The organism is Arthrobacter sp. zg-Y895 (assembly GCF_020731025.1).
Taxonomy (GTDB): domain Bacteria; phylum Actinomycetota; class Actinomycetes; order Actinomycetales; family Micrococcaceae; genus Arthrobacter_B.
The window spans coordinates 171,047-191,196 of the sequence record NZ_JAJFZY010000001.1 but is presented as its reverse complement, the minus strand read 5'-3'; the positions used below and the strand labels follow the sequence as shown (position 1 = coordinate 191,196).

Genomic DNA, 20,150 nt, shown 5'->3' with positions numbered 1-20,150 from the left:
AAGGAATACAGCATGAGTATCGTAATCACAGGCGGCAACGGCTTCCTGGGATGGCACACGCGGGTGCTTGCCCACAGCCTCGGCCGATCCTGCACGAGCCTCGGGGTGGGGGATCGGTTCAACCTGGACGAAGCAGCGGCCGCGCTGTCCGGAGCGGAAATCCTGGTCCATATTGCCGGCGTGAACCGCGGCAGCGACGAAGAGGTAGCCGAAGGGAACCGCCGCTTCGCGCGCCAGATGGAACAGGCGCTGGAAGCGGCTGATACCGCGAACCTCAAAACCGTCGTCTACGCCAACTCGGTCCAGCAGGACAACGACAGTGTCTACGGCCTGGCCAAGCGCGAAGCAGGTGCCGTCCTGGCCGAGGCCGCCGGCCGTGCCGGGGCAGAGTTCAAGGACGTAGTCCTTCCGAACCTCTTCGGCGAGCACGGTGTGCCCTTCTACAATTCCGTGGTGGCAACCTTCTGCCACCTTGTCGCTGCCGGTGAAACGCCGACCGTCCAGGATGACAAGGTCCTCACCCTGCTCCATGCGCAGGACGCGGCCGAGGTCCTGCTCGGTGTCCGCCGGCACGAAGAGCAGGAGCTCGTGGAGGTGCAGTGCTCCGTGAGCGGTCTGCTGGAGCGTATCCAGGACATGGCTGCGGCTTACGCAACCGGGACCATCCCCCGGCTGGATTCCGATTTCGAGCGCAACCTCTTCAATACCTACCGTTCGTTCCTGACCGGCGACGGCCTGCCGCGCGTGCTGGAACTCAAGACGGACCCGCGCGGGTCCTTTGTCGAACTGATCCGCTCGGAAGGCGGCGAAGGACAGAGTTCCTTCTCCACCACCAAACCGGGGATTACCCGGGGGCAGCACTACCACCGGCACAAGATTGAGCGGTTTGTCGTCATGTCGGGCACCGGCGAGATCGCCATGCGCCGAATGTTCTCGGATGAGGTCGTTCGATATTCTGTAAACGGAGAACAGCCTGTTGCCATAGACATGCCGACAATGTGGTCGCACAACATTACGAACGTCGGACCCAACGAGCTCTACACAGCATTCTGGGTCAACGAAATCTTTGATCCCGCATCACCCGATACCTTCCCGGAGGAAGTATGAATACCCCGTCACGCAAGCTCAAGGTCCTCACCGTAGTTGGAACACGGCCTGAGATCATCCGTCTCGCCGCAACCATCCGGCGTCTTGACCGGTCTACGGAACACGTGCTTGTGCACACCGGGCAGAACTACGACTACGAACTCAACGAGGTCTTCTTCGAGGACCTGGGCCTTCGCCGCCCGGACCACTTCCTTGCTGCGGACACGAGTTCGCTCGGAGCGGTCCTCGGCAGCATCCTCGCCAAGCTCGAGACTGTGCTGCTGCAGGAAAAGCCGGACGCCATGGTGGTGCTGGGTGATACCAACAGCTGCATCTCGGCGCTCATCGCGCGCCGCCTGAAGGTTCCCGTGTACCACATGGAAGCAGGCAACCGCTGCTTCGATGAGAACGTCCCGGAGGAAGTCAACCGCCGGCTGGTGGACCACGTTGCGGACTACAACCTTGTCTACACCGAACATGCCCGCCGTAACCTGCTGGCCGAGGGTATCCATCCGTCCCGCATCCTGCTCACCGGTTCGCCGATGCGCGAGGTGCTGGAAGCCAACGCCAAGCAGATCGCCGAGAGCAATATCCTCGAAGACCAGGGGCTGACTGCCGGGGAGTACTTCCTGGTCAGCCTGCACCGCGAAGAAAACGTGGACAACCCCAAGCGCCTCAAGGAGGTGCTGGGTGCCCTGCAGCATCTTGCGGAGCACTACGGTCTGCCGGTGCTGGTTTCCACCCACCCGCGCACCCGCAAGCGGCTTGAGGACCAGCCGGAGGAGCTGAAGCAGGGCCTGCGGTTCCACGCACCCTTCGGCTTTAACGACTACGTCCAGCTGCAGATGTCCGCAAAGCTGGTTCTCTCCGACAGCGGGACGATCAGCGAAGAGTCCTCCATCCTCGGCTTCCCGGCCGTGACCCTGCGTGACTGGATCGAGCGCCCCGAGTCGCTGGACTCCGGCGTCATCATCACCACGGGCGTCGAGACGGACTCGATCGTTGACGCGATCGAAATCGTTCTGGACCAGGCCGGTACCGACGGGCTGGCCGATGCACCTGCGGAGTACCAGATCGCGGATACCTCGCGCCGTACGGTCAACTTCATCCGGTCCACGGCGCACAGCCATCACCGCCGGGCCGGGCTGAACATGAACAAGGCCTAAGCTCCCAACTAAAAAGCTCCCCCCGCTGCCAGGCAGCGGGGGGAGCTTTTTTGCGTTGGACGCGGCGGGCCTAGTGGCCGGGCGCTTGCTGCACCCCGGCCTGCGGGGAGGTATCGCTGCGCAGCAGCTGTCCGGCGTCGGAAGGGGTGCCTGAGGCCTTCTCCTCCAGGGCCAGGACCGAGGACCGCAGGATAGCGACTTCCTCCGCCAGAACCCGGATTTCCTCTTCGCTGACGGACTGTTCCCAGGACAGGTGCAGGCAGACGCCGATCAGGAGCAGGAAAGACATGCCGAACAGGAAGTTTGAACCCACCTGTACCCCGATTGCGGAACTGACGATGTTCAGCAGGTTGGGCCAGCCGGCCAGGACCAGCGACGCTATGCCGACCACCAGCCAGAGGGCAGCGTATTTCTCCTTGAAGTGCTTGCGCCGGACCAACTCGAGCACGAGGGCGACGACAACGAATGCGAATATAAACGCGGCAATATTGATCATTTTGAGGCAACCTCCGCCTGGTGCGGCTTGCTCCCGCTGCGGCTCAACGCAAAGAGGAGGGCGAATACGGAACGCAGCAGGTAGATCGCTGCCTTGGCCGGGTTGTGGCTGGGCTGTCCGCCCTGCCGGGCACGCATGGCGACCGGGACCTGAGTCACTGTGCAGCCGGACTTGATAGCCACCACCAGGGAGTCGATGGTATCCCCGAGGTACTCGGCCGGATAATGCGCAATGTACTGGTTTATCGCCTTGACATTTCCCGCCCTGAAACCGGAAGTGACATCTGTCAGCTTGGTCTTGGCGAGACGGGAAATAACGGCTGCAAGAAATACCATTGCCCATTTCCGGGGGCCGGAAACCGAATAGTTTCCCTTCTCCGCGAAACGTGCGCCAATGGAAATATCCGCATGCTGCAGTCCGGCCAGGACGGTTTCAATTTCGGCGGGATCATGCTGCCCGTCGGCGTCGACCTGGATTACCGTTTCGTAGCCAAGGCGCTGGGCGTATTTGAAACCGGCGCGCATCGCGCCGCCGACGCCCATATTGAAGGGGAGTTTCAGGACGGTGGCCCCGGCGGCTTCGGCTACGACGCCGGTACCGTCGGTGGAACCGTCATCCACAACCAAGACGTCGTAGCCGCGGTCCGTGTCCTGGATCTCCTGAACGGTCCGGCCTACCGTTTCGGACTCATTCCAGGCAGGCATGATGACCAGCACACGAGGGGAAATTTCAGATGACATGCCTAGAGTTTACTCGGCGAATGCGGCCAGCCATTAATCGACGGGCGCCCGGCGGGGCATTCAAGTGATGTGGCGCGCGTCCCGTCAGGCAGATCCAAGGCATAACCGCTGATATCATCTAGGGGGTTCCGGGGTCCGGCATTGGATCAACCCGCGACATTTTCTATCCCTGAGGAGACCAGTTGTTCAGGAACAAGACTCTGCTAATCACCGGAGGTACCGGCTCGTTCGGCAATGCTGTGCTGAAGCACTTCCTCCACACAGATATCGCTGAAATCCGGATCTTCTCCCGTGATGAGAAGAAGCAGGACGACATGCGCCGGGAATTCAACAGCCCCAAGCTCAAGTTCTACATCGGGGACGTGCGGGACATCAACAGCGTGCGCGAAGCCGTACGCGGCGTGGACTACATCTTCCACGCAGCTGCACTGAAGCAGGTACCCTCGTGCGAGTTCTTCCCCATGGAAGCAGTGCGCACCAACGTCATCGGGACCGACAATGTCCTGACGGCAGCCATTGACGCCGGCGTGAAGAAGGTCGTCTGCCTGTCCACGGACAAGGCTGCCTACCCGATCAACGCCATGGGCACCTCCAAGGCGATGATGGAAAAGGTGGTCATCGCCAAGTCGCGGAACGTGGATCCCAAGGACACCCTGATTTCCTGCACCCGCTACGGAAACGTCATGGCTTCGCGCGGTTCGGTCATTCCGCTCTTTGTCGAGCAGATCAAGGCCGGCAAGGACCTGACGGTTACCGATCCGGATATGACCCGTTTCCTCATGAACCTCGACGAGGCAGTGGACCTGGTCCTCTTCGCTTTCGAACACGCGAACCAAGGCGACCTGTTCGTGCAGAAGGCTCCGGCGTCAACGGTGGGGGACCTCGCCGCAGCCATGAAGCAGATCATGCGCGCCGACGTCGAAATCCGCACCATCGGCACCCGGCACGGCGAGAAGGCGCACGAGACCCTGCTGACCCGCGAAGAGCGGGCCAAGTCGGAGGACCTCGGCGGTTACTTCCGCGTTCCGGCCGACACGCGTGACCTGAACTACGGAAAGTTCTTCGACGACGGCCAGGACATGGCACAGGTTCCCGAGGAATACACGTCGGAAAACACTGAGCGCCTCACGATTGACGAGGTCGTCACCAAGGTGATGACCACTCAGTACATGCGTGACCTGCTTGCCGAGGAACCTGCGGTCAGCTAAGTCCGGCTGCCCGCCGGCAGCGGAGTCCAGCAGTAAACATCAGGTGAGGAGCCTTGAACGTGCCCAACGAGAGAATCCTGGTTGTCTGCCAGCACTTTTGGCCTGAAGGATTCAGGCTCAATGATATTGCGGCGTATTTCGTGGAGAACGGCCTCGAGGTCGAGGTGCTGTGCGGGCTGCCCAACTACCCCAAGGGCGAACTGTTCCCGGGGTACACGTTCAAGGGTCCTTACCGGGAGAACCACAACGGGATCGATGTCCACCGGACGCTTGAGATTCCCCGGCGCGGCAACACCAGCGCCAGGATCTTCCTGAACTACGTTTCGTTCCCCTTCTTCAGCCTGTTCCACATCCCCAGGATGCTGTTCGGGAAGTATGACCGGATCTTCCTGTACCAGCTTTCCCCGGTCATGATGTCGCTGGCAGGCATCATCGTGGGCAAGATCCGCAGGATCGAAACCACGATGTACGTCCTGGACCTTTGGCCGGAGAACCTCTACTCGGTCATCAACGTGAAGAACAAATTCCTTCGCCGGATGCTCGAGAAGGTTTCCCACTGGCACTACCGCAACGTGGATAAAATCGTGGTTCTTTCGGACCTGATGAAGGAACGGCTGTCGGGAGTGTCCGGGCTTCCTGCCGAGAAGATCACTGTCATTCCGCAGGCCTGCGAGAAACTCTACGAAGAGCAGATTGTCGACGAGGATCTTGCCCGCCGGTTCGAGGACGGCTTCAAGGTGGTTTTCGCAGGCAACATCAGCCCTGCCCAGTCCTTCGACACCATGATCGAGGCTGCCCGCCTGATCCGCGACGAAGGCATCAACGACGTCCAGTGGGTGATTGTGGGTGATGGAATGAGCAGGGCCGAGGTGGAAGCCAAGGTGCAGGAGAAGGGCCTCTCCGACAGCTTCCACTTCGAAGGCCAGCGGCCGGTCGGGGACATTCCCCGCTACACGGGCATCGCTGACGCGCTGGTGGGATGCCTGGTGACCAGCGACCTTCTCGAAGCGACCATCCCAGCGAAGGTGCTTTCCTATATTGCCTCCGGCAAGCCGCTGGTCCTGGCGATGGACGGCGAGGTCCGCCGCCTCGTGATGGACGAAGCCGGCTGCGGTCTCGTGGGACCCACGGAAGACGCCCGTGCGCTGGCGGACAACGTGGTCAAGCTCTACCGGATGAGCGATGCTGAACGTGTTGCCCTGGGGGAGTCAGGCCGGGCCTACCACTTCGAGAACCTGGAACGGAACATCGTGCTGGGTAAGCTGAAGGACTTCATCCTCAAGGCCTAAAGCCGCCCCTTCACTGCCTGCTTCGGCGGCGCTGCCTATTGGGCGGCGCCGCCTTTTCGGTGTCGGCGCTGCCCGTTACGTGCGTTGCCGCTACTTTGAGGCGTTATTGCCGGAGGGCCGCCGGAGCAGGGCAATTACGTGGACGGCTATCCCGGCCAGCGGCCCGACCGTCAGGCTCAGGACACACCGCAGGTCCAGCGGGACCGGAAGCAGCAGCAGCAGGACGGACACGACGGTACCGAGAATCCAACCGATCGAGTAGACCCGGTGATGGCCCAGGGCGATGGCCGCCGTACCGGTCAGGGTGATCAGGGCGATCAGGCTCGCGGCGAACGTCAGCCCGGCCAGGACCCAGCCGGAAATACGGTAGTCAGGCCCGAAAATGCCCATCAGGGACGGTCCGACCAGGGCGGCCAGTCCGGCACCTACCAGTCCGACAAGCAGGATGGCCCCGACCGGCTTTACGAAGCCGGAGAGGCTCCCGCGTGCCTGCATGATCAGGTTCATCGCCACGCCCTGGAAGGCCTGCAGCGGAATCATGATCGGCGCGCGGGTCATGGAGACGGCAAGCAGCAGCGGCGCCGAAAGTGCGTACTCCTCCGGCGTTGCGGTTATCTTGACCAGAATGGGAAAACCAACCACCAGGGTGGCCGAGGACGCCGCTGACAGCAAGGCGTAACCGGTTTGGCGCAGCGTGCCGCCCAGGCCAACGTCCGAACGTGCCCCCGCCGCTGAACGCGCTGCGGGGGAGAAAATGATCAGCGAAAGCCATGCCGCCAGGGAAGCGATGCAGGCCAGCTCGACGCCGATCAGCGGAGCAGCCAGGAGTGCCGCCGCGGCGATGGCGGCAAACCGGATCAGCGATTCCAGGGTCACCAGGTTCGCGAAGGTTCCCCAGCGGTCGGTTCCCTGCAGGCTGCCGGCGAGGGCTGCGTGCCCGGAATACAGGACGGCGAAGACGGCAAGCGCCGTCATCACCAGTCCGGTGTTGCCGGGGAACAGATGCTGGCCGAGCGGCCAGAGGGCCAGTATCACGGCGGCCGCACCCACTCCGATGAGCGCCCCCGAAAGGATCGGACGGGAGAACCATCCGCCGTGCGCAGGAGCACCCAGAACCACCGCATGAGTGGACCGTGTGGACTCTGCCTGAATGCCGCCCAGCGTTCCCTGGACGAAAAACAGGGCCGCCCAGAACGCCAGGAAGTCTGCGTTCTCCTCAATGGAAAGCGTCCTGCTGGTCACGAGGAGGATGAGGACGCCGGCGAGGGCGGAGATGATGGACGAAATCCCTACCCTGGAGGCGCTTTTTCCGGTGAAGCCACCGCCGCCCGGTCCTGGGACTGCCGTGGTGGGGTTGGTTTCACGTCGCGTCAAAATCACTGCCTCTTGTCCTGTCGGTGCCCCAGCCAGTCTACTTTACCCGCGGTACCCTAGGCCCGGCGCGGGGTTACCCGGACACCGCCTGAAGAGGTCCACGTAACGGTTGTCCGCTCGAAGTTCTGGGTGCAGGAGGTGCTGCCGGAGCAGGTCTGGTTTCCTGTCGACATGCCCCAGGCGCCGTGGATTCCGCCGGAGGCGGTCCACGCGGTGCCGATCTGGCCGGGCAGGTAGATGCTGCTCACTCCGTTGGCCTGGGTCCAGTACGCGGTGGTCCGTTCAAAGTTCTGCGTGCAGTAGGTCGGGTAGCACACCTGGTTTTCCGTCGGCATGCCCCACGTTCCGTGGATCCTGCCCGACGCGGTCCAGGCCTTGCCGATGGGATCCGCAAGGACAACGGTCTTGACGCCCTTGGCCGCAGTCCAGTACGCGACGGTCCGTTCAAAGACCTGTGTGCAGTAGGTGGGCTCGCAGGTCTCAGGAGACTGGGGCAGGCCCCAGGAGGAGGAACCGAAGATGGTTCCCGAGGCCGTCCAGGCCTTGCCGATGTGGCCGGTGGTCTGGACCGTGGTTACGGCTCCGTTTTTCGGCCAGTAGGCCGTGTGGCGTTCGAATACCTGCGTGCAGTAGGTCGGGTAGCACGCCTGATTGGTGAGCGGGATACCCCAGGACGCGGCGCCGCCGAGCCCGCCGGAGGCCTTCCAGGCCTTGCCGACACTCTCATTCAGTGCCACGGAGGTGACGCCGGTGGCCGGCATCGAATAGACGGAACGGCTCTCGAACTCCTGCGTGCAGTAGCTCGGGTAGCAGGCCTGGTTGCCGGTGGGCCTGCCCCAGCCGGAGGTTTTGCCTGCGCCGGTCCAGGCGCCGCCGATGAGGGAGGACGTCCTGACGGTGTGGACTCCCGAAGCCTGGGTCCAGAATGCGGTGTCCCGTTCGAAGGTCTGGGTGCAGACGCCGCCGGTGCAGGTTTCCCCGCTGGTGGGCATACCCCAGGAAGCAGCGCCGTAGATGGTCCCGGCAGCCTTCCAGGCGCTGCCGATGGCGCCGGGCAGATAAATGGTGCGTACGGCGCCGTCGTTGCCGCGGTAGGCGGCAGTACGTTCAAACGACTGCGTGCAGTAGGTGGGCTCGCACAGGTGGTTGCTGCTCGGGATGCCCCAGGACGCAGAACCGTAGATGGTGCCTGCTGCGGTCCATGCCCGGCCGATCTCCGTGTTGAGGAGGACCGCGCTGACCCCTGAGGACGGCCTGAAGTAGGCCACCGCCCGCTCGTAGCTCTGCGTGCAGTAGACGCTGCCGTAACAGACTTCGGCGCCGGTGGGCAGGCCCCAGGACGAGGCGCCGTAAATGGTTCCGGCGGCCTTCCAGGCATTGCCGATGGCTCCGGCGGTGTAAACGGTCCTGACTTCTCCTGTGGAGGTAAGCAAATAGGCCGTCGTCCGGTCGAACGTCTGAACGCAGTAGGTCGGATAGCAGCTTTCATTGGCTGTCGGCAGCCCCCAGGAGCCGTCAACGCCGCTGGCTGCCTGCCAGGCCGCACCGATCGGCCTGCGGGTATCCACGTTGTAGCTGTCGGCGCGGCGGCTGAATTCGTGGAGCTGGGTGGAGCTGCCGTTGAAGACGTTGGAGTCGCCGGCGAACGGTCCGCTGCTGCTGTACTGCCAGACGTTGTAGCTTGACCAGCCTGCGGGCAGGGTGCCTGCACCGACCTGGTTGTAGTTGGCGATGTGCAGCGGGTGGTCGGCAAACGCCGTGCTGCTGCCCGTGCACCGGTTCCACCAGTCCGTCGTGGAATAGATCATGGGCAGCCGGCCGGTCCGTGCCTTCACCGTATTGGAGAAGTCCCGGATCCAGGACACCATCTGCGCCGCGGACAGGTTGTAGCAGGTGTTGCCCAGCTCGGCGTAGGGGTTGTACTCGATATCCAGCAGCGGGGGCAGGGTGCGGCCGTCGGCGGACCACCCGCCGCCGTTGTTGACGAAGTAGTTTGCCTGCTCGGCGCCCGAAGAGACACCGGGAATGGCAAAGTGGTAGGCCCCTCGGTACATGCCTACGTCCACCGAGCCGTTGTACTGCTGGTTGTAGTAAGGGTTTTTGTACGACGTCGCTTCGGTTGCCTTCACGTACGCGAACCGGGATCCCTGGTTCCAGGCATGGCGCCAGTCGACGTCAAGCTGGTGGCTGCTGACATCCATGCCCTGGATGCCCGGCGGCCGCCAGTCCGCTGCGAGCTGGATGTTGGCTGCCAGTGAAATGGAGGCTGCCGGGGCAGCCTGAGGGGTTTCCGTTGCCGCAGCGTCCGGCAGCACGCCGTCCTCTGCGAGCCGCTCGACTTTTGCTTCCAGCGCTGTTTCTTCAGCGGTGGGCACCTGGGCATTTCCCGTTTCTTCCAGCCGCTCCAGGCCCTGCCCCATTTTCGCTCCGAGCGGTCCGATGAGTTCGGCCAGCCAGTCTTCCTCGACGGCGCCGCTTTCGGGCTCCGCCGGCGGGGTCGCCTCGGGCACGCTCTCAGCGGGCGCGGACGGTGCGGCGGGCGCCGGAGCTTCCGTCGGCTGGGGTGCCGGCGCAGTGCTCTCGGCGGGGTTAGCGGTGGGTGCCGGGCTGGTTGCCGGTGTTTCGACTGGTGCCGGCTGCTGGACGGCATCAGGTTGTTCCGCGGCTACGGCGGGAAGTGTGCCGGAGGTCAAGGCAACGGCGAGGGCGACCCCGGAAAGCCATTTAAGGGAAAGGGTGCGTGTCATGGGAACTCCGGTGGGGCAAAAGTTAAAGAAGGGGCGGGTGAGAAGAGAATACCGGAAGAACCGGGACGTTTCGGGATATCGGCAATAAGCCGGAGAAGCGCCTGTCGAAGTACGAATTGTGCCCGTAACACTCGTTTTTAGTGGAGTGATCTTCTAGTGTCGGGCATCAGGTCATCACAGGAAGTAAGGACCAATACCCCGTGCGGCTCACCTCGATCCACCCCGAACAATGACCGGTTTTCCGGTAATCGCCGGTGCGGTCGTAGTGCTGGCGGCCATTACTGTCCTGCTTCGCCGGCGGAAGCTGCGGGAGAAATACACGTTTCTTTGGCTGATCGTCGGGACGGTGACCCTGGTACTCGCGCTGTTCCCCGGGATCCTGCGGTGGGCGAGTGAACTTCTGGGCGTTCAGGTGCCCTCCAATCTGCTTTTTGCCGTGGCAATTGTTTTTCTGGCCGGGGTGTGCCTCCACCTTTCACTCGAGGTGACAGCAGTGGAAGACGAAAGCCGCATATTGGCCGAGGAACTTTCGATTTTGCGCGCACAGTTCGAACAGGCACAGCAGCACGGCGAACCGGGCAGGGGACTGCCGGGCGACGGCGGGCAGGAATCCGGAGGCAGGGCCGGCGGGAACGGGGAAGATCCCCCGGGCTAGGTCAGTGCGTGGCGGCCCAGGACCTGGATACCGGCGGACGTGGGCCGCGGCAGGGAACGCACCAGCAGTGAGACGGCGTGCAGCCGGGACGTCCAGTGCAGCCGGGCGGCGCGGGCCGCCCGGTTCCAGCCGAGCCCGGCGAAGCGCAGCGCCTGGTCCTGGAAGAACCGGCGTTCCTCATCAAAGCGGCGGCCGTCCATCGCCCGGACCGAGGAGTCCGAGGCTTCATGGCGGCGGTAGTTGAAAACAACGTCGCCGGTGGACACCACAATGGAGCCGCCCGAAGCGGCAATGTCCATCAGCAGCGCAAGGTCCTGCACGACGTCGTACTCCGGCCGGAAGCCGAATCCCTGGATCACCTCCCGGCGCCAGGCCAGCGAGGGAAAGTAATGCCAGCCGGCGTGCAGGAGGCTGACTGCCATTTCTTCTCCCTCGAGGGAGACCGTTTCCCCGGAGCCCGGCGTCAGCACGGATTTGATCCGGTCCACCAGGGTCGAGACGGCCAGCCCGTCACCGTCGATGACGCTGACCCCCGGCTGTACGACGGCGGCTCCGGGGTGGGCGTCCAGCAATCCCAGGACGGCGCCCAGGTAGCCGGGGAGCATCACGTCGTCGGCGCCCATCATGACCACTACCGGAGCCTCGGCAAGGCCAAGTGCCTTCTGGAAATTCCGGTTGGCACCGAGGTTCTCTTCGTTGCGTTCGTAATGGATCCGCGGATCCTGCAGCGCGGTGAACCATCGGCGCGGATCAGCGCCGGGATACGCATCATCCAGCACCAGCAGCCGCCAGTCCGGACTTTCCTGGTCCTGGATGCTGCGGACGGATTGCCGCATCAAATCTTCGTCGCCGTAATAGGGGAGCAGAATGTCGACCGCAGCCATGGCGCCGCCCTTGAATCGCGCCTTTGGCGCCGGGAAAACAGAGAATCCCGGCTGCCTCGAATACGGCTAGTTTAGGATGCGGGTACCTAGCCAACAATAGAAAACTACCTAAGTGGTACCTGCTTTCGGTGATTCTGCTGCGTAGTTTTGCGGGCCGCATCCACCGGGGCGGATTTTATCCACAGCTGCCGGGCACTACCCTCGCCTTCGTCCAGCCCAGCCTTTACTGTGTGGCCCGTTGGCCGGAGCCGGCCAGCGCCAGTCTCGTGCCGGTGCCATCGGGCAGCGGCCATGCCGGGGGTAGCGATGGAAGCAGCGCGGATAGTCGAAGACGAGGTGCGCGAGCTCATCCGTGTGCGCGGGCTGGATCCGCAGGAACAGTCCGCTGAGGTTCGGCGGCTCGTGGATGCTGCCGTTTCCGATTACGACGAGCGCTCCCTGCTGGGGACCCTGCCGCCGCTGGGCCGGCCGGAATCCGTTCGCCGGCAGGTGTTCGACGCCGTGGCGGGCTTCGGTGCGCTCCAGCCGCTGCTGGATGATCCCACGGTCGAAGAAGTGTGGATCAATTCACCCTCCGAGGTTTATGTTGCACGGGACGGCCGGTCCGAGCTGACTTCCCTGACGCTGACGTCCGAGCAGGTCCGGCTGCTGGTGGAGCGGATGCTGAAGTCCTCCGGCCGGCGGCTTGATCTTTCCTCCCCGTTCGTAGACGCTGCGTTGCCGGACGGGTCCCGCCTGCACGTGGCCATTCCGGACGTAACCAGGCGGCACTGGGCGGTGAATATCCGCAAGTTCGTAGCCCGGGCCCGCCGCCTCGACCACCTGGTGGAACTGGGCACGCTGACCCCGGCGGCCGCGCGCTTTCTCGGAGCCGCAGTGGCTGCAGGCTTGAACATCCTCGTCTCCGGCGCCACACAGGCGGGGAAAACCACCATGCTCAACTGTCTCGCTGCCGCCATCGGACCGAGGGAACGAGTGGTTACGGTCGAGGAGATCTTTGAACTGCAGCTCCCGCTGCGGGACGTGGTGGGGCTGCAGTGCCGTCAGCCGAATCTGGAGGGACAGGGCGAGATCCCGCTTCGCCGGCTCGTGAAGGAAGCGTTGCGCATGCGCCCGGATCGGCTGATTGTGGGGGAGGTCCGCGAAGCCGAGAGCCTGGACATGCTGATCGCGCTGAACGCGGGCTTGCCCGGCATGTGCACCATCCACGCGAACAGCGCCCGGGACGCGGTAACCAAGCTGTGCACGCTGCCCCTGCTAGCGGGAAACAATATTACCAGTGCCTTCGTGGTTCCAACCGTCGCGTCGTGCATCGACCTGGTGGTCCACTGCTCCAGGACCGGCACAGGACGACGCGAGGTCACCGAAATCCTGGCCTTGGGACGGCGGGTGGAAGGCGGAATCATCGAGTCGTCCCCGGTATTCGGCCCGGTCGACGGCAAGCTGGCCGTAACGGCTTCCTCCATGCCGTCTGCTGACAAATTCGCCTCCGCCGGCGTGAACGTCGCCGCCCTGCTCGGGGCGGCAGCATGAGCGCCGCAGCGGGATTGACCCTGGGCATGGGATTGTTGCTGCTGTGGCAGTCCTGCTGGAGCCCGACAGCCCGCATACCATCCCGGCGGCGTCGAACCGGATACCTGGACGATCTGCTGCGGCAGGCAGGCATCGAACGGGTCAGGGCCGCCGGACTCCTCGCCGCATGCGCCGTCACGGGAGCTTTTGTCCTTCTCCTGTTCTTCGTCCTGACCCTGTCGTTACCCATCGCGGCCTGCTTCGCGCTTTTCGGGGCGGGACTGCCTTACGCGTTAGTGCGTATGCAGGCCCGCCGCAGGAGAGCCTCGTTGGCGGAACTGTGGCCCGACGTCGTCGACCACCTGCGCTCTGCGATCCGGGCAGGCCTGTCGCTGCCGGAGGCGCTCATCCAATTGGCCGGGAACGGGCCGGAGGAGCTGCGGGGATATTTCCGGGCATTTGCCGCCGACTACCGGTCCGGAGGCAACTTCGAGGATTCGCTGACCCGGCTTAAGGACAACCTGGCGGATCCGGTGGCGGACCGCATCATCGAAGCACTGCGGATAACCCGCCAGGTAGGCGGCACCGATCTGGGCCGGCTCCTCGGCACCTTGGCCGGTTTTCTCCGTGAAAATGCCCGGACCCGGAGCGAGCTGCTGGCCCGGCAGTCCTGGACCGTCAACGCGGCGAGGCTGGCCGTGGCGGCTCCCTGGGCGGTGTTGCTGCTGCTGGCGGCGCGCCCGGAAACAGCCGCAGCCTACAACTCCGCTGCCGGCGCGACGGTCCTGGTCGCCGGAATCGGCATCTCCGTTCTTTGCTACCGCCTGATGCTGCGGATAGGTGCCTTGCCCGAAGATGTGCGGGTGCTGCGATGACGCCCGGGGCGGCGGCAGCGGTACTGGCTGGAGCCCTGATGGGCACCGGACTGTTGCTGGTCCTGCACCGGCTGCCGCTGCTGCGGCAGAGGACATTCGCTGCCCGCGTGGAACCGCAGCTGCGTTCGGTTCGCCCCGCGTCGGGGCTCCTGTTATCCGCCCCGGACATCACGCCCTTCGGCCCGCTGGAGCGGATCCTGCGTCCGTTGCTCCACGATGCCGTACGCCGGCTGGCCCGGTGGTCTCCGGCCAACCGGACCCTCGGGCTGCGGCTGCAGCAGGCCGGCGGGAACAAGTCTGTTTCGGACTACCGTGCAGAGCAGGTCCTGTGTGCCGGTTCGGGGTTCCTGGCCGGGGGTGCCGCAGGCGCGCTTCTCGCCGGGAGCGGTCGGATGGGTCTTGTATCGGTGGCCTTCGGTACGTGTGCCTGCGCCGTTGCAGGGTTCCTGCTGCGGGACTACCTCCTGACCCGCCAGATCGAGCGGCGCAACAGCCGCATCCTGGCCGAATTCCCCAGCCTTGCCGAAATGATGGCGCTCGCCGTCAGCGCCGGGGAAAGCGCCGTCGGTGCACTGGAACGCGTTTCCGTCGCTGCGCAGGGTGAACTGGCGGACGAGTTCAACCGTGTCCTTGCCCAGACCCGCTCAGGACATCCGCTCACCACAGCCCTGCAGGATTTCTCCGACCGGATCCGCCTGGCACCGTTGACCCGTTTCGTGGACGGGGTCACCGTCGCCGTCGACCGCGGAACGCCATTGGCAGATGTTATGCGTGCACAGGCCCAGGACGTGAGGGACAGCGCCAAGCGTGAACTGATGGAGACCGCAGGCAAGAAGGAAATAGCCATGATGGTGCCCGTGGTTTTCGGGATCCTGCCGTTGACCGTGCTGTTTGCGGTATTCCCGGGCCTGGCGCTGCTGAGGTTGGGGCTGTGAGGCGGCAGATGAAACGGCATCACCGGGGAAGATCACCGCGCAAAAAACACTGCGCAAGAACAAGGCAAGGCAAAGCATGTCGAGGGATGGAGACAAGATGACCAGCAGTAATGCGGGCAGGCAACGGAACAGCGCACATGCGCCGGGTGAGGGATGGAAAAGGGCCGTCGCGCTGGCAGCGGGATGGTGGTACCGGCTGATGCGGCAGTGCCAGGCAGCGGTGCACCCGAAGGACCCGGAGCGCGGCGATGTACCCGGGTGGGTGATGATCACACTTATGTCCGCCATCCTCGTGGCTGGACTGCTGCTCCTGGTGCAGCCGGCCCTTGAGCGGCTGTTCGAATCCGCAATAGAACAGGTACAGCCATAAACCGCTGGCAGGGTCACCGGGGCGGCGGCCGGTCGCGCCGGTCCGATGCAACCGGCTGCGGTCCGGAGCGGGAACGGGGATCCGCCGTCGTCGACTTCGTGATGGTGGGAGCGCTGGTGAGTTTGGTGTTTATGGCTGTGGTGCAGTTGGCGCTGGTACTGCACGTTCGCAACACCTTGATTGACGCCGCAGCCACGGGTGCGCGCTACGGCACGCTCGCTGACCGCACTCCGGCGGACGGCGTGGCGCGTACGGCCGCCGTGATCGGCGGTTCACTCGGCGAGGAATATGCCGAGGACGTCAGCTACTCAGAGCAGACCGTGGACGGCGCCCGCCTGCTGGAGATCACGGTGCGGGCACCGCTGCCGGTTATCGGTTTCATCGGTCTCGGTGACGGAATCGAGGTCAAGGGGCATGCGGCCCGGCGGTGAGGGAGGGACGAGACAGGCGCCGGACGACGCCGGCAGCGCCGTCGTCGAGTTCATTTTCCTGGGACTGCTCCTGCTGGTGCCCGTGGTGTATCTCGTGATCACCGTCGGCCGGATTCAGGCGGCGTCCTTCGCGGTGGTCGGTGCGGCCGACGCCGCGGCCAAGGTCTATGCTGCAGCACCCGACGCTGTGGTCGGCGAACAGCAGGCGGCAGATGCGGCCGAACTCGCGCTGAGCGACTTCGGGCTGCAAACGGACGGCATGCTGATGGATATCAGCTGCTCCGAAACCTGCCTTGCACCCGGCTCGACCGTCTCTGTCAGCATCCGGTTTGCCGTGCCGCTTCCCGGGCTTCCGTGGACCGACGGGTCCCCGGTAGTAGTGGACTCCGAGTCCACACAGGTTGTGGAGCGCTTCGGATGAGCCGGGGGTTTCGGAAACGACCGCCGGCCGGGCAGCGGGAGGACGGAGAGCGGGGGCAGGTCGGGGTGCTGATCATCGGGTACTCCGTGCTGGCGCTGCTGACCGTCACGGTGGTGATGGCGGCATCGTCCGTCTATCTCGGGCAGAAAAAGCTGCTCTCGGCTGCCGACGGTGCGGCCGTGGCTGCGGCGGACACGTTCTCGCTGGGGGAGGCCGCCGCAGGAACGGGGCCGGCGGCCGTGCTGGAGGCAGACGCCGTCCGCAGCGCGGCCCGCAGCTATCTTGCCGAAACGGGTGCGGAGGAACGGTTCACGGAGCTTGCGGTAACCGAAGAGACCGGCACGGCGGACGGCCGGACCGCGCGCGTGGTCCTGGCGGCGCGGGTCCATCCGCCCATCGTCAATTTCCTGGTGCCGGAGGGAATCTCCATCACTGCAGTCAGTGAGGCCCGGGCCCGGCTGCTGCAGTGAAAACCTAGGAGGCCTTCCGCTGCTCCTGCGCCTCGCGCATCGGGCCGTGGCCCCATCCGCCGTGGTCCACGTCCAGGATCCTGCCGTCCTCGCCGTAGCAAATGGTCACGGGCTCGCCGAACTGTTCGCAGTCGCTGTCGGGACACTTGTCCTTCATATTGCCCACGTACTCGTTGGAGAAGTGCTGCTCCCACTCGTCCACTTTCCCCATGGCCCAGGGATCGCCCTGCTCGGCAAGGTCGTTGAGTTCGTCCAGGGTGTACATGCGTCCGCGCTCGGGATGGGTCAAGGGAGGCTCCTTCGAAAGGGCGTACATTCCATATCCGTCTCCTTAATCTAACGCCGCCCGCGGACACCGCCGCGCGCATCGGCCCCGGCGCGTCCCGGAGCCGGCATCGCCCGGCACGACGACGGCGGGCAGCGGCGCAGGGACATGGCGTAGTCTGTAAGCACCATGGCAGAAATAGATTTTCCCGCAGAAATCCGCGCCCTCCGCTCCACTTTCGCCTCCATTGAAGAGGTCTCGGACGTGGCAAAGATCAAAGAGGACATCGAAGAGCTGAGCGAGATGGCCGGCGTCCCCGATCTTTGGGACGACCCCTCCGAGGCGCAGAAGATCACCTCCAAGCTCTCGCACCGCCAGTCGGAGCTGGAACGCCTGCAGACCATCGAATCCCGCATCGACGACCTTGAGGTCCTGGTGGAACTGGCCCAGAACGAGGCCGACGCGGATTCCAAGGCCGAGGCCGTGACGGAGCTGGAGTCCCTGCGCAGGTCCCTGTCCCAGCTGGAAGTCGTCACCCTGCTTTCCGGTGAATACGACGAACGCGAAGCCGTGGTGACCATCCGCTCCGGTGCCGGGGGAGTGGACGCCGCCGACTTCGCCGAGATGCTGCTGCGCATGTACCTGCGCTGGGCCGAACGCCACGGATACCCCACCACCGTCCTGGATACCTCCTACGCCGAAGAGGCCGGCCTGAAGTCCGCCACCTTCGAGGTCAAGGCGCCCTACGCCTACGGCACCCTGGTGGTGGAGGCCGGTACGCACCGCCTGGTCCGCATCAGCCCGTTCGACAACCAAGGCCGCCGGCAGACGTCCTTTGCCGCCGTCGAGGTCATTCCGCTGATCGCACCCACGGACCACATCGACATTCCGGACAACGAAATCCGCGTGGACGTCTTCCGCTCCTCCGGTCCAGGCGGCCAGTCCGTGAACACCACCGACTCCGCCGTCCGGCTCACCCACCTTCCCACCGGCACAGTGGTCTCCATGCAGAACGAAAAGTCTCAGCTGCAGAACCGTGCCGCCGCCATGCGCGTGCTGCAGTCCCGCCTGCTGCTGTTGAAGAAGGAGCAGGAGGACGCCGAGAAGAAGGCCTTTGCCGGCGATGTCAAGGCGTCCTGGGGTGACCAGATGCGTTCCTACGTGCTCAACCCGTACCAGATGGTCAAGGACCTCCGCACCGAACACGAGGTAGGCAACACCTCCGCAGTGTTCGACGGCGAGATTGACGACTTCATCGATGCCGGCATCCGCTGGCGTGCGCACGGCAGCGTTTCCGCCCGCAAATAGGACGCTGGGCCTGCGGCGGCGCCTGGACCCGGTGCCGCCCGGACCCCGCCCGTTTCCTCAGCTGGGTGCAGGTTCCCGGTCCCCTGGCACCGGTGTGCAGTCCGACACGCGCTGCCGGGTTGTGGCTCACTGCGTCGGAAGCTGGCTATAGTCGAGAGGCCGGTGCCCATACCCCGAACCAAGGCCCGTGTCTCCGGCCGCTTCATGGGCACTAAGTAGTGATGATCACTTTCGACAATGTCACCAAGCTCTATGACCGGAACTCCCGGCCTGCGCTCAACTCGGTCAGCCTTGACGTGGACCGCGGCGAGTTCGTGTTTCTCGTGGGCGCTTCCGGCTCCGGTAAATCGACGTTTATCCGGCTGATCATGAAAGAGGAGCACGCCACCAAGGGCACCGTCTACGTAGCCGGCGCCAACGTGGCGAAGATTCCGAGCTGGCGGGTGCCGCGGCTCCGCCGGGGGATCGGCGTCGTATTCCAGGATTTCCGCCTGCTTCCCAACAAGACGGTTTTTGCGAACGTTGCCTTTGCCATGCAGGTGATCGGCCGCAGCCGTGCCGTTATCCGTGACTCGGTGCCCGAAGTCCTCAAGACGGTCGGGCTGGAGGGGAAGGGTAACCGCATGCCGCACGAACTTTCCGGCGGTGAGCAGCAGCGCGTGGCAATCGCGCGGGCGATTGTGAATAAGCCCGGCATCCTGCTCGCCGATGAGCCGACCGGAAACCTGGACCCCACCACGTCCTTGGGCATCATGAAGGTGCTGGACCGGGTGAACCAGAACGGCACCACTGTGGTGATGGCTACGCACGACGACGATATCGTCAACGCCATGCGCAAGCGCGTGGTGGAACTGCGCAACGGCAAGATCATCCGTGACGAGCATGAGGGCATCTACCTGGGCGAACCGGAGCCGGAACGGGAACCGCGGGACGGATCGGACGTGTCGGATGGATCCCGCCGCACGGAGAGCGGGGTAGCCGAATGAGGCTCGCATTCGTCCTGGGCGAGATCGGTTCAGGGCTCCGCCGGAACCTGTCCATGGTTGTCTCCGTAATCCTCGTGACCTTCGTATCGCTGACCTTTGTGGGGGCGGCAGGGCTGCTGCAGCTGCAGATCGGCCAGATGAAGGGCTATTGGTATGACCGCGTGCAGGTTGCGGTCTACCTGTGCACGGAGAACGACACCTCCGCGTCCTGCGCTTCCGGTGCCGTCACCGACGAGCAGCGCTCTGCCATCGAAGCGGACCTGCAGGCGGACCGTTACGTGGAAACCGTTGAGTATGAAGACCAGGAAACCGCGCTGACCCACTTCCGCGAGCAGTTCGCGAACTCCCCGATCGTGGACAGCATCACCGCCGACATGCTGCCGGAGTCCTTCCGGGTGTCCCTGGTGGACCCCGAAAAGTATGAGGTCATCAACGAGGCGTTCTCCTCCAAGCCTGGAGTCGAGTCCGTCAGCGACCAGCGTGAACTTTTCGAAAAAATGTTTACGTACCTGAACCTTGCCTCGGTTGCTGCGCTGTCCATCGCCGGCGTAATGCTGGTCTGCGCCATCCTGCTGATTGCCACCACCATCCGGCTTTCGGCGTTCAGCCGACGGCGGGAAACGGGCATCATGCGCCTGGTCGGCGCCTCCAAGGCCGTCATCCAGCTGCCGTTCGTGCTGGAAGGCGTGATCGCGGCCGTCATCGGTGCAGTGCTGGCCTCAGTGGCACTATGGAGCACCGCCCACTTCTTTATCGGAAACCTGGCCCGGCAATACCCCACCACGGCCTTTATCTCCTCGGAACAGGTCCTGTACCTGACACCCGTTCTACTTGTTCTCGGAGCGCTGTTGGCGGGAGTATCCTCGCTGTTGACACTCCGCCGGTACCTGAAGGTCTAGAGTCATGAGCACTGGGAATGGAATCTGCAAGAT

The 20,150-nt window shown here is 64.2% G+C and carries 21 protein-coding genes; 15 read left to right on the top strand and 6 right to left on the bottom strand.

What is annotated here, in order from left to right:
* Positions 1 to 12 precede the first annotated feature (12 nt).
* The gene (locus tag LJ760_RS00875) at positions 13 to 1,107 is read left to right on the top strand and encodes a polysaccharide biosynthesis C-terminal domain-containing protein (RefSeq protein WP_227918350.1); all 1,095 of its coding nucleotides are present in this window, start codon (positions 13 to 15) and stop codon (positions 1,105 to 1,107) included.
* Positions 1,104 to 2,252 carry a non-hydrolyzing UDP-N-acetylglucosamine 2-epimerase gene (wecB, locus tag LJ760_RS00870; RefSeq protein ID WP_227918349.1) on the top strand — a complete coding sequence of 383 codons (1,149 nt, stop codon included), beginning with the start codon at positions 1,104 to 1,106 and terminating at the stop codon, positions 2,250 to 2,252. Before LJ760_RS00875 ends, wecB begins: the two co-directional genes overlap by 4 nt.
* A gap of 70 nt (positions 2,253 to 2,322) precedes the next feature.
* On the opposite strand, the gene LJ760_RS00865 is transcribed toward wecB, so the two are convergent.
* Positions 2,323 to 2,748, bottom strand: coding sequence for a DUF2304 domain-containing protein (locus LJ760_RS00865; protein ID WP_227918348.1), 426 nt, complete (start codon positions 2,746 to 2,748; stop codon positions 2,323 to 2,325).
* Complete coding sequence (locus LJ760_RS00860) at positions 2,745 to 3,488, bottom strand: glycosyltransferase family 2 protein (protein ID WP_227918347.1); 744 nt, start codon at positions 3,486 to 3,488, stop codon at positions 2,745 to 2,747. The genes LJ760_RS00865 and LJ760_RS00860 overlap by 4 nt, the downstream gene beginning before the upstream one ends.
* Positions 3,489 to 3,670: 182 nt before the next feature.
* Between LJ760_RS00860 and LJ760_RS00855 the strand changes: the two genes are divergently transcribed.
* A complete protein-coding gene (locus LJ760_RS00855) occupies positions 3,671 to 4,696 on the top strand; it encodes a polysaccharide biosynthesis protein (RefSeq protein ID WP_227918346.1) in 1,026 nt (341 codons plus the stop codon).
* Positions 4,697 to 4,755: 59 nt separating this feature from the next.
* Positions 4,756 to 5,985 (top strand): glycosyltransferase family 4 protein, encoded by a 1,230-nt coding sequence (locus LJ760_RS00850; protein ID WP_227918345.1) that lies wholly within the window; start codon positions 4,756 to 4,758, stop codon positions 5,983 to 5,985.
* 90 nt (positions 5,986 to 6,075) lie between these two features.
* Here the strand turns inward: LJ760_RS00850 and LJ760_RS00845 are convergent, their stop codons facing one another.
* Entirely contained in the window at positions 6,076 to 7,359 is a 1,284-nt protein-coding gene (locus LJ760_RS00845) for a hypothetical protein (protein ID WP_227918344.1), read from the bottom strand.
* 56 nt (positions 7,360 to 7,415) lie between these two features.
* Positions 7,416 to 10,106, bottom strand: coding sequence for a GH25 family lysozyme (locus tag LJ760_RS00840; RefSeq protein ID WP_227918343.1), 2,691 nt, complete (start codon positions 10,104 to 10,106; stop codon positions 7,416 to 7,418).
* A gap of 229 nt (positions 10,107 to 10,335) precedes the next feature.
* On the opposite strand from LJ760_RS00840, the gene LJ760_RS00835 reads away from it, so the two are divergent.
* A complete protein-coding gene (locus LJ760_RS00835) occupies positions 10,336 to 10,761 on the top strand; it encodes a DUF2304 domain-containing protein (protein ID WP_227918342.1) in 426 nt (141 codons plus the stop codon).
* On the opposite strand, the gene LJ760_RS00830 is transcribed toward LJ760_RS00835, so the two are convergent.
* Positions 10,758 to 11,645 (bottom strand): glycosyltransferase family 2 protein, encoded by an 888-nt coding sequence (locus tag LJ760_RS00830; protein WP_227918341.1) that lies wholly within the window; start codon positions 11,643 to 11,645, stop codon positions 10,758 to 10,760. The two genes, LJ760_RS00835 and LJ760_RS00830, sit on opposite strands and share 4 nt — an antisense overlap.
* A 306-nt stretch (positions 11,646 to 11,951) precedes the next feature.
* Between LJ760_RS00830 and LJ760_RS00825 the strand changes: the two genes are divergently transcribed.
* The 7 genes from LJ760_RS00825 to LJ760_RS00795 all read left to right on the top strand — a co-directional run bounded on the left by LJ760_RS00825 (position 11,952) and on the right by LJ760_RS00795 (position 16,659).
* Positions 11,952 to 13,178, top strand: coding sequence for a CpaF family protein (locus tag LJ760_RS00825; protein WP_227918542.1), 1,227 nt, complete (start codon positions 11,952 to 11,954; stop codon positions 13,176 to 13,178).
* Entirely contained in the window at positions 13,175 to 14,032 is an 858-nt protein-coding gene (locus LJ760_RS00820) for a type II secretion system F family protein (RefSeq protein ID WP_227918340.1), read from the top strand. Before LJ760_RS00825 ends, LJ760_RS00820 begins: the two co-directional genes overlap by 4 nt.
* A complete protein-coding gene (locus tag LJ760_RS00815; protein WP_227918339.1) occupies positions 14,029 to 14,967 on the top strand; it encodes a type II secretion system F family protein in 939 nt (312 codons plus the stop codon). The genes LJ760_RS00820 and LJ760_RS00815 overlap by 4 nt, the downstream gene beginning before the upstream one ends.
* A gap of 97 nt (positions 14,968 to 15,064) precedes the next feature.
* Positions 15,065 to 15,337 carry a hypothetical protein gene (locus LJ760_RS00810; protein ID WP_227918559.1) on the top strand — a complete coding sequence of 91 codons (273 nt, stop codon included), beginning with the start codon at positions 15,065 to 15,067 and terminating at the stop codon, positions 15,335 to 15,337.
* 116 nt (positions 15,338 to 15,453) lie between these two features.
* Positions 15,454 to 15,768, top strand: coding sequence for a TadE family protein (locus tag LJ760_RS00805; RefSeq protein WP_331460693.1), 315 nt, complete (start codon positions 15,454 to 15,456; stop codon positions 15,766 to 15,768).
* Positions 15,752 to 16,189 (top strand): hypothetical protein, encoded by a 438-nt coding sequence (locus LJ760_RS00800; protein ID WP_227918337.1) that lies wholly within the window; start codon positions 15,752 to 15,754, stop codon positions 16,187 to 16,189. The genes LJ760_RS00805 and LJ760_RS00800 overlap by 17 nt, the downstream gene beginning before the upstream one ends.
* The gene (locus LJ760_RS00795) at positions 16,186 to 16,659 is read left to right on the top strand and encodes a pilus assembly protein TadG-related protein (protein ID WP_227918336.1); all 474 of its coding nucleotides are present in this window, start codon (positions 16,186 to 16,188) and stop codon (positions 16,657 to 16,659) included. Before LJ760_RS00800 ends, LJ760_RS00795 begins: the two co-directional genes overlap by 4 nt.
* A 4-nt stretch (positions 16,660 to 16,663) precedes the next feature.
* Here the strand turns inward: LJ760_RS00795 and LJ760_RS00790 are convergent, their stop codons facing one another.
* Positions 16,664 to 16,948 (bottom strand): hypothetical protein, encoded by a 285-nt coding sequence (locus LJ760_RS00790; RefSeq protein WP_227918335.1) that lies wholly within the window; start codon positions 16,946 to 16,948, stop codon positions 16,664 to 16,666.
* 165 nt (positions 16,949 to 17,113) lie between these two features.
* On the opposite strand from LJ760_RS00790, the gene prfB reads away from it, so the two are divergent.
* From prfB to ftsX, 3 genes are all read left to right on the top strand, one after another.
* Positions 17,114 to 18,232: a peptide chain release factor 2 gene (gene prfB, locus LJ760_RS00785; protein ID WP_227918334.1), complete on the top strand. Its 1,119-nt coding sequence runs from the start codon at positions 17,114 to 17,116 to the stop codon at positions 18,230 to 18,232.
* A 221-nt stretch (positions 18,233 to 18,453) separates the two neighbouring features.
* Positions 18,454 to 19,218, top strand: a complete 765-nt coding sequence (gene ftsE / locus LJ760_RS00780) for a cell division ATP-binding protein FtsE (protein ID WP_227918333.1) — start codon at positions 18,454 to 18,456, stop codon at positions 19,216 to 19,218.
* Entirely contained in the window at positions 19,215 to 20,117 is a 903-nt protein-coding gene (ftsX, locus tag LJ760_RS00775) for a permease-like cell division protein FtsX (RefSeq protein ID WP_227918332.1), read from the top strand. Before ftsE ends, ftsX begins: the two co-directional genes overlap by 4 nt.
* Positions 20,118 to 20,150 lie beyond the last annotated feature (33 nt).

Excerpts from the sequence above, each read along its gene's own strand:
- LJ760_RS00875 (WP_227918350.1), top strand. The coding sequence starts at position 13 with ATGAGTATCGTAATCACAGGCGGCAACGGCTTCCTGGGATGGCACACG.
- wecB (WP_227918349.1), top strand. The coding sequence starts at position 1,104 with ATGAATACCCCGTCACGCAAGCTCAAGGTCCTCACCGTAGTTGGAACA.
- LJ760_RS00865 (WP_227918348.1), bottom strand. The coding sequence starts at position 2,748 with ATGATCAATATTGCCGCGTTTATATTCGCATTCGTTGTCGTCGCCCTC.
- LJ760_RS00860 (WP_227918347.1), bottom strand. The coding sequence starts at position 3,488 with ATGTCATCTGAAATTTCCCCTCGTGTGCTGGTCATCATGCCTGCCTGG.
- LJ760_RS00840 (WP_227918343.1), bottom strand. The coding sequence starts at position 10,106 with ATGACACGCACCCTTTCCCTTAAATGGCTTTCCGGGGTCGCCCTCGCC.
- LJ760_RS00835 (WP_227918342.1), top strand. The coding sequence starts at position 10,336 with ATGACCGGTTTTCCGGTAATCGCCGGTGCGGTCGTAGTGCTGGCGGCC.
- LJ760_RS00830 (WP_227918341.1), bottom strand. The coding sequence starts at position 11,645 with ATGGCTGCGGTCGACATTCTGCTCCCCTATTACGGCGACGAAGATTTG.
- LJ760_RS00825 (WP_227918542.1), top strand. The coding sequence starts at position 11,952 with ATGGAAGCAGCGCGGATAGTCGAAGACGAGGTGCGCGAGCTCATCCGT.
- LJ760_RS00820 (WP_227918340.1), top strand. The coding sequence starts at position 13,175 with ATGAGCGCCGCAGCGGGATTGACCCTGGGCATGGGATTGTTGCTGCTG.
- LJ760_RS00815 (WP_227918339.1), top strand. The coding sequence starts at position 14,029 with ATGACGCCCGGGGCGGCGGCAGCGGTACTGGCTGGAGCCCTGATGGGC.
- LJ760_RS00810 (WP_227918559.1), top strand. The coding sequence starts at position 15,065 with ATGACCAGCAGTAATGCGGGCAGGCAACGGAACAGCGCACATGCGCCG.
- LJ760_RS00800 (WP_227918337.1), top strand. The coding sequence starts at position 15,752 with ATGCGGCCCGGCGGTGAGGGAGGGACGAGACAGGCGCCGGACGACGCC.
- LJ760_RS00795 (WP_227918336.1), top strand. The coding sequence starts at position 16,186 with ATGAGCCGGGGGTTTCGGAAACGACCGCCGGCCGGGCAGCGGGAGGAC.
- prfB (WP_227918334.1), top strand. The coding sequence starts at position 17,114 with ATGGCAGAAATAGATTTTCCCGCAGAAATCCGCGCCCTCCGCTCCACT.
- ftsE (WP_227918333.1), top strand. The coding sequence starts at position 18,454 with ATGATCACTTTCGACAATGTCACCAAGCTCTATGACCGGAACTCCCGG.
- ftsX (WP_227918332.1), top strand. The coding sequence starts at position 19,215 with ATGAGGCTCGCATTCGTCCTGGGCGAGATCGGTTCAGGGCTCCGCCGG.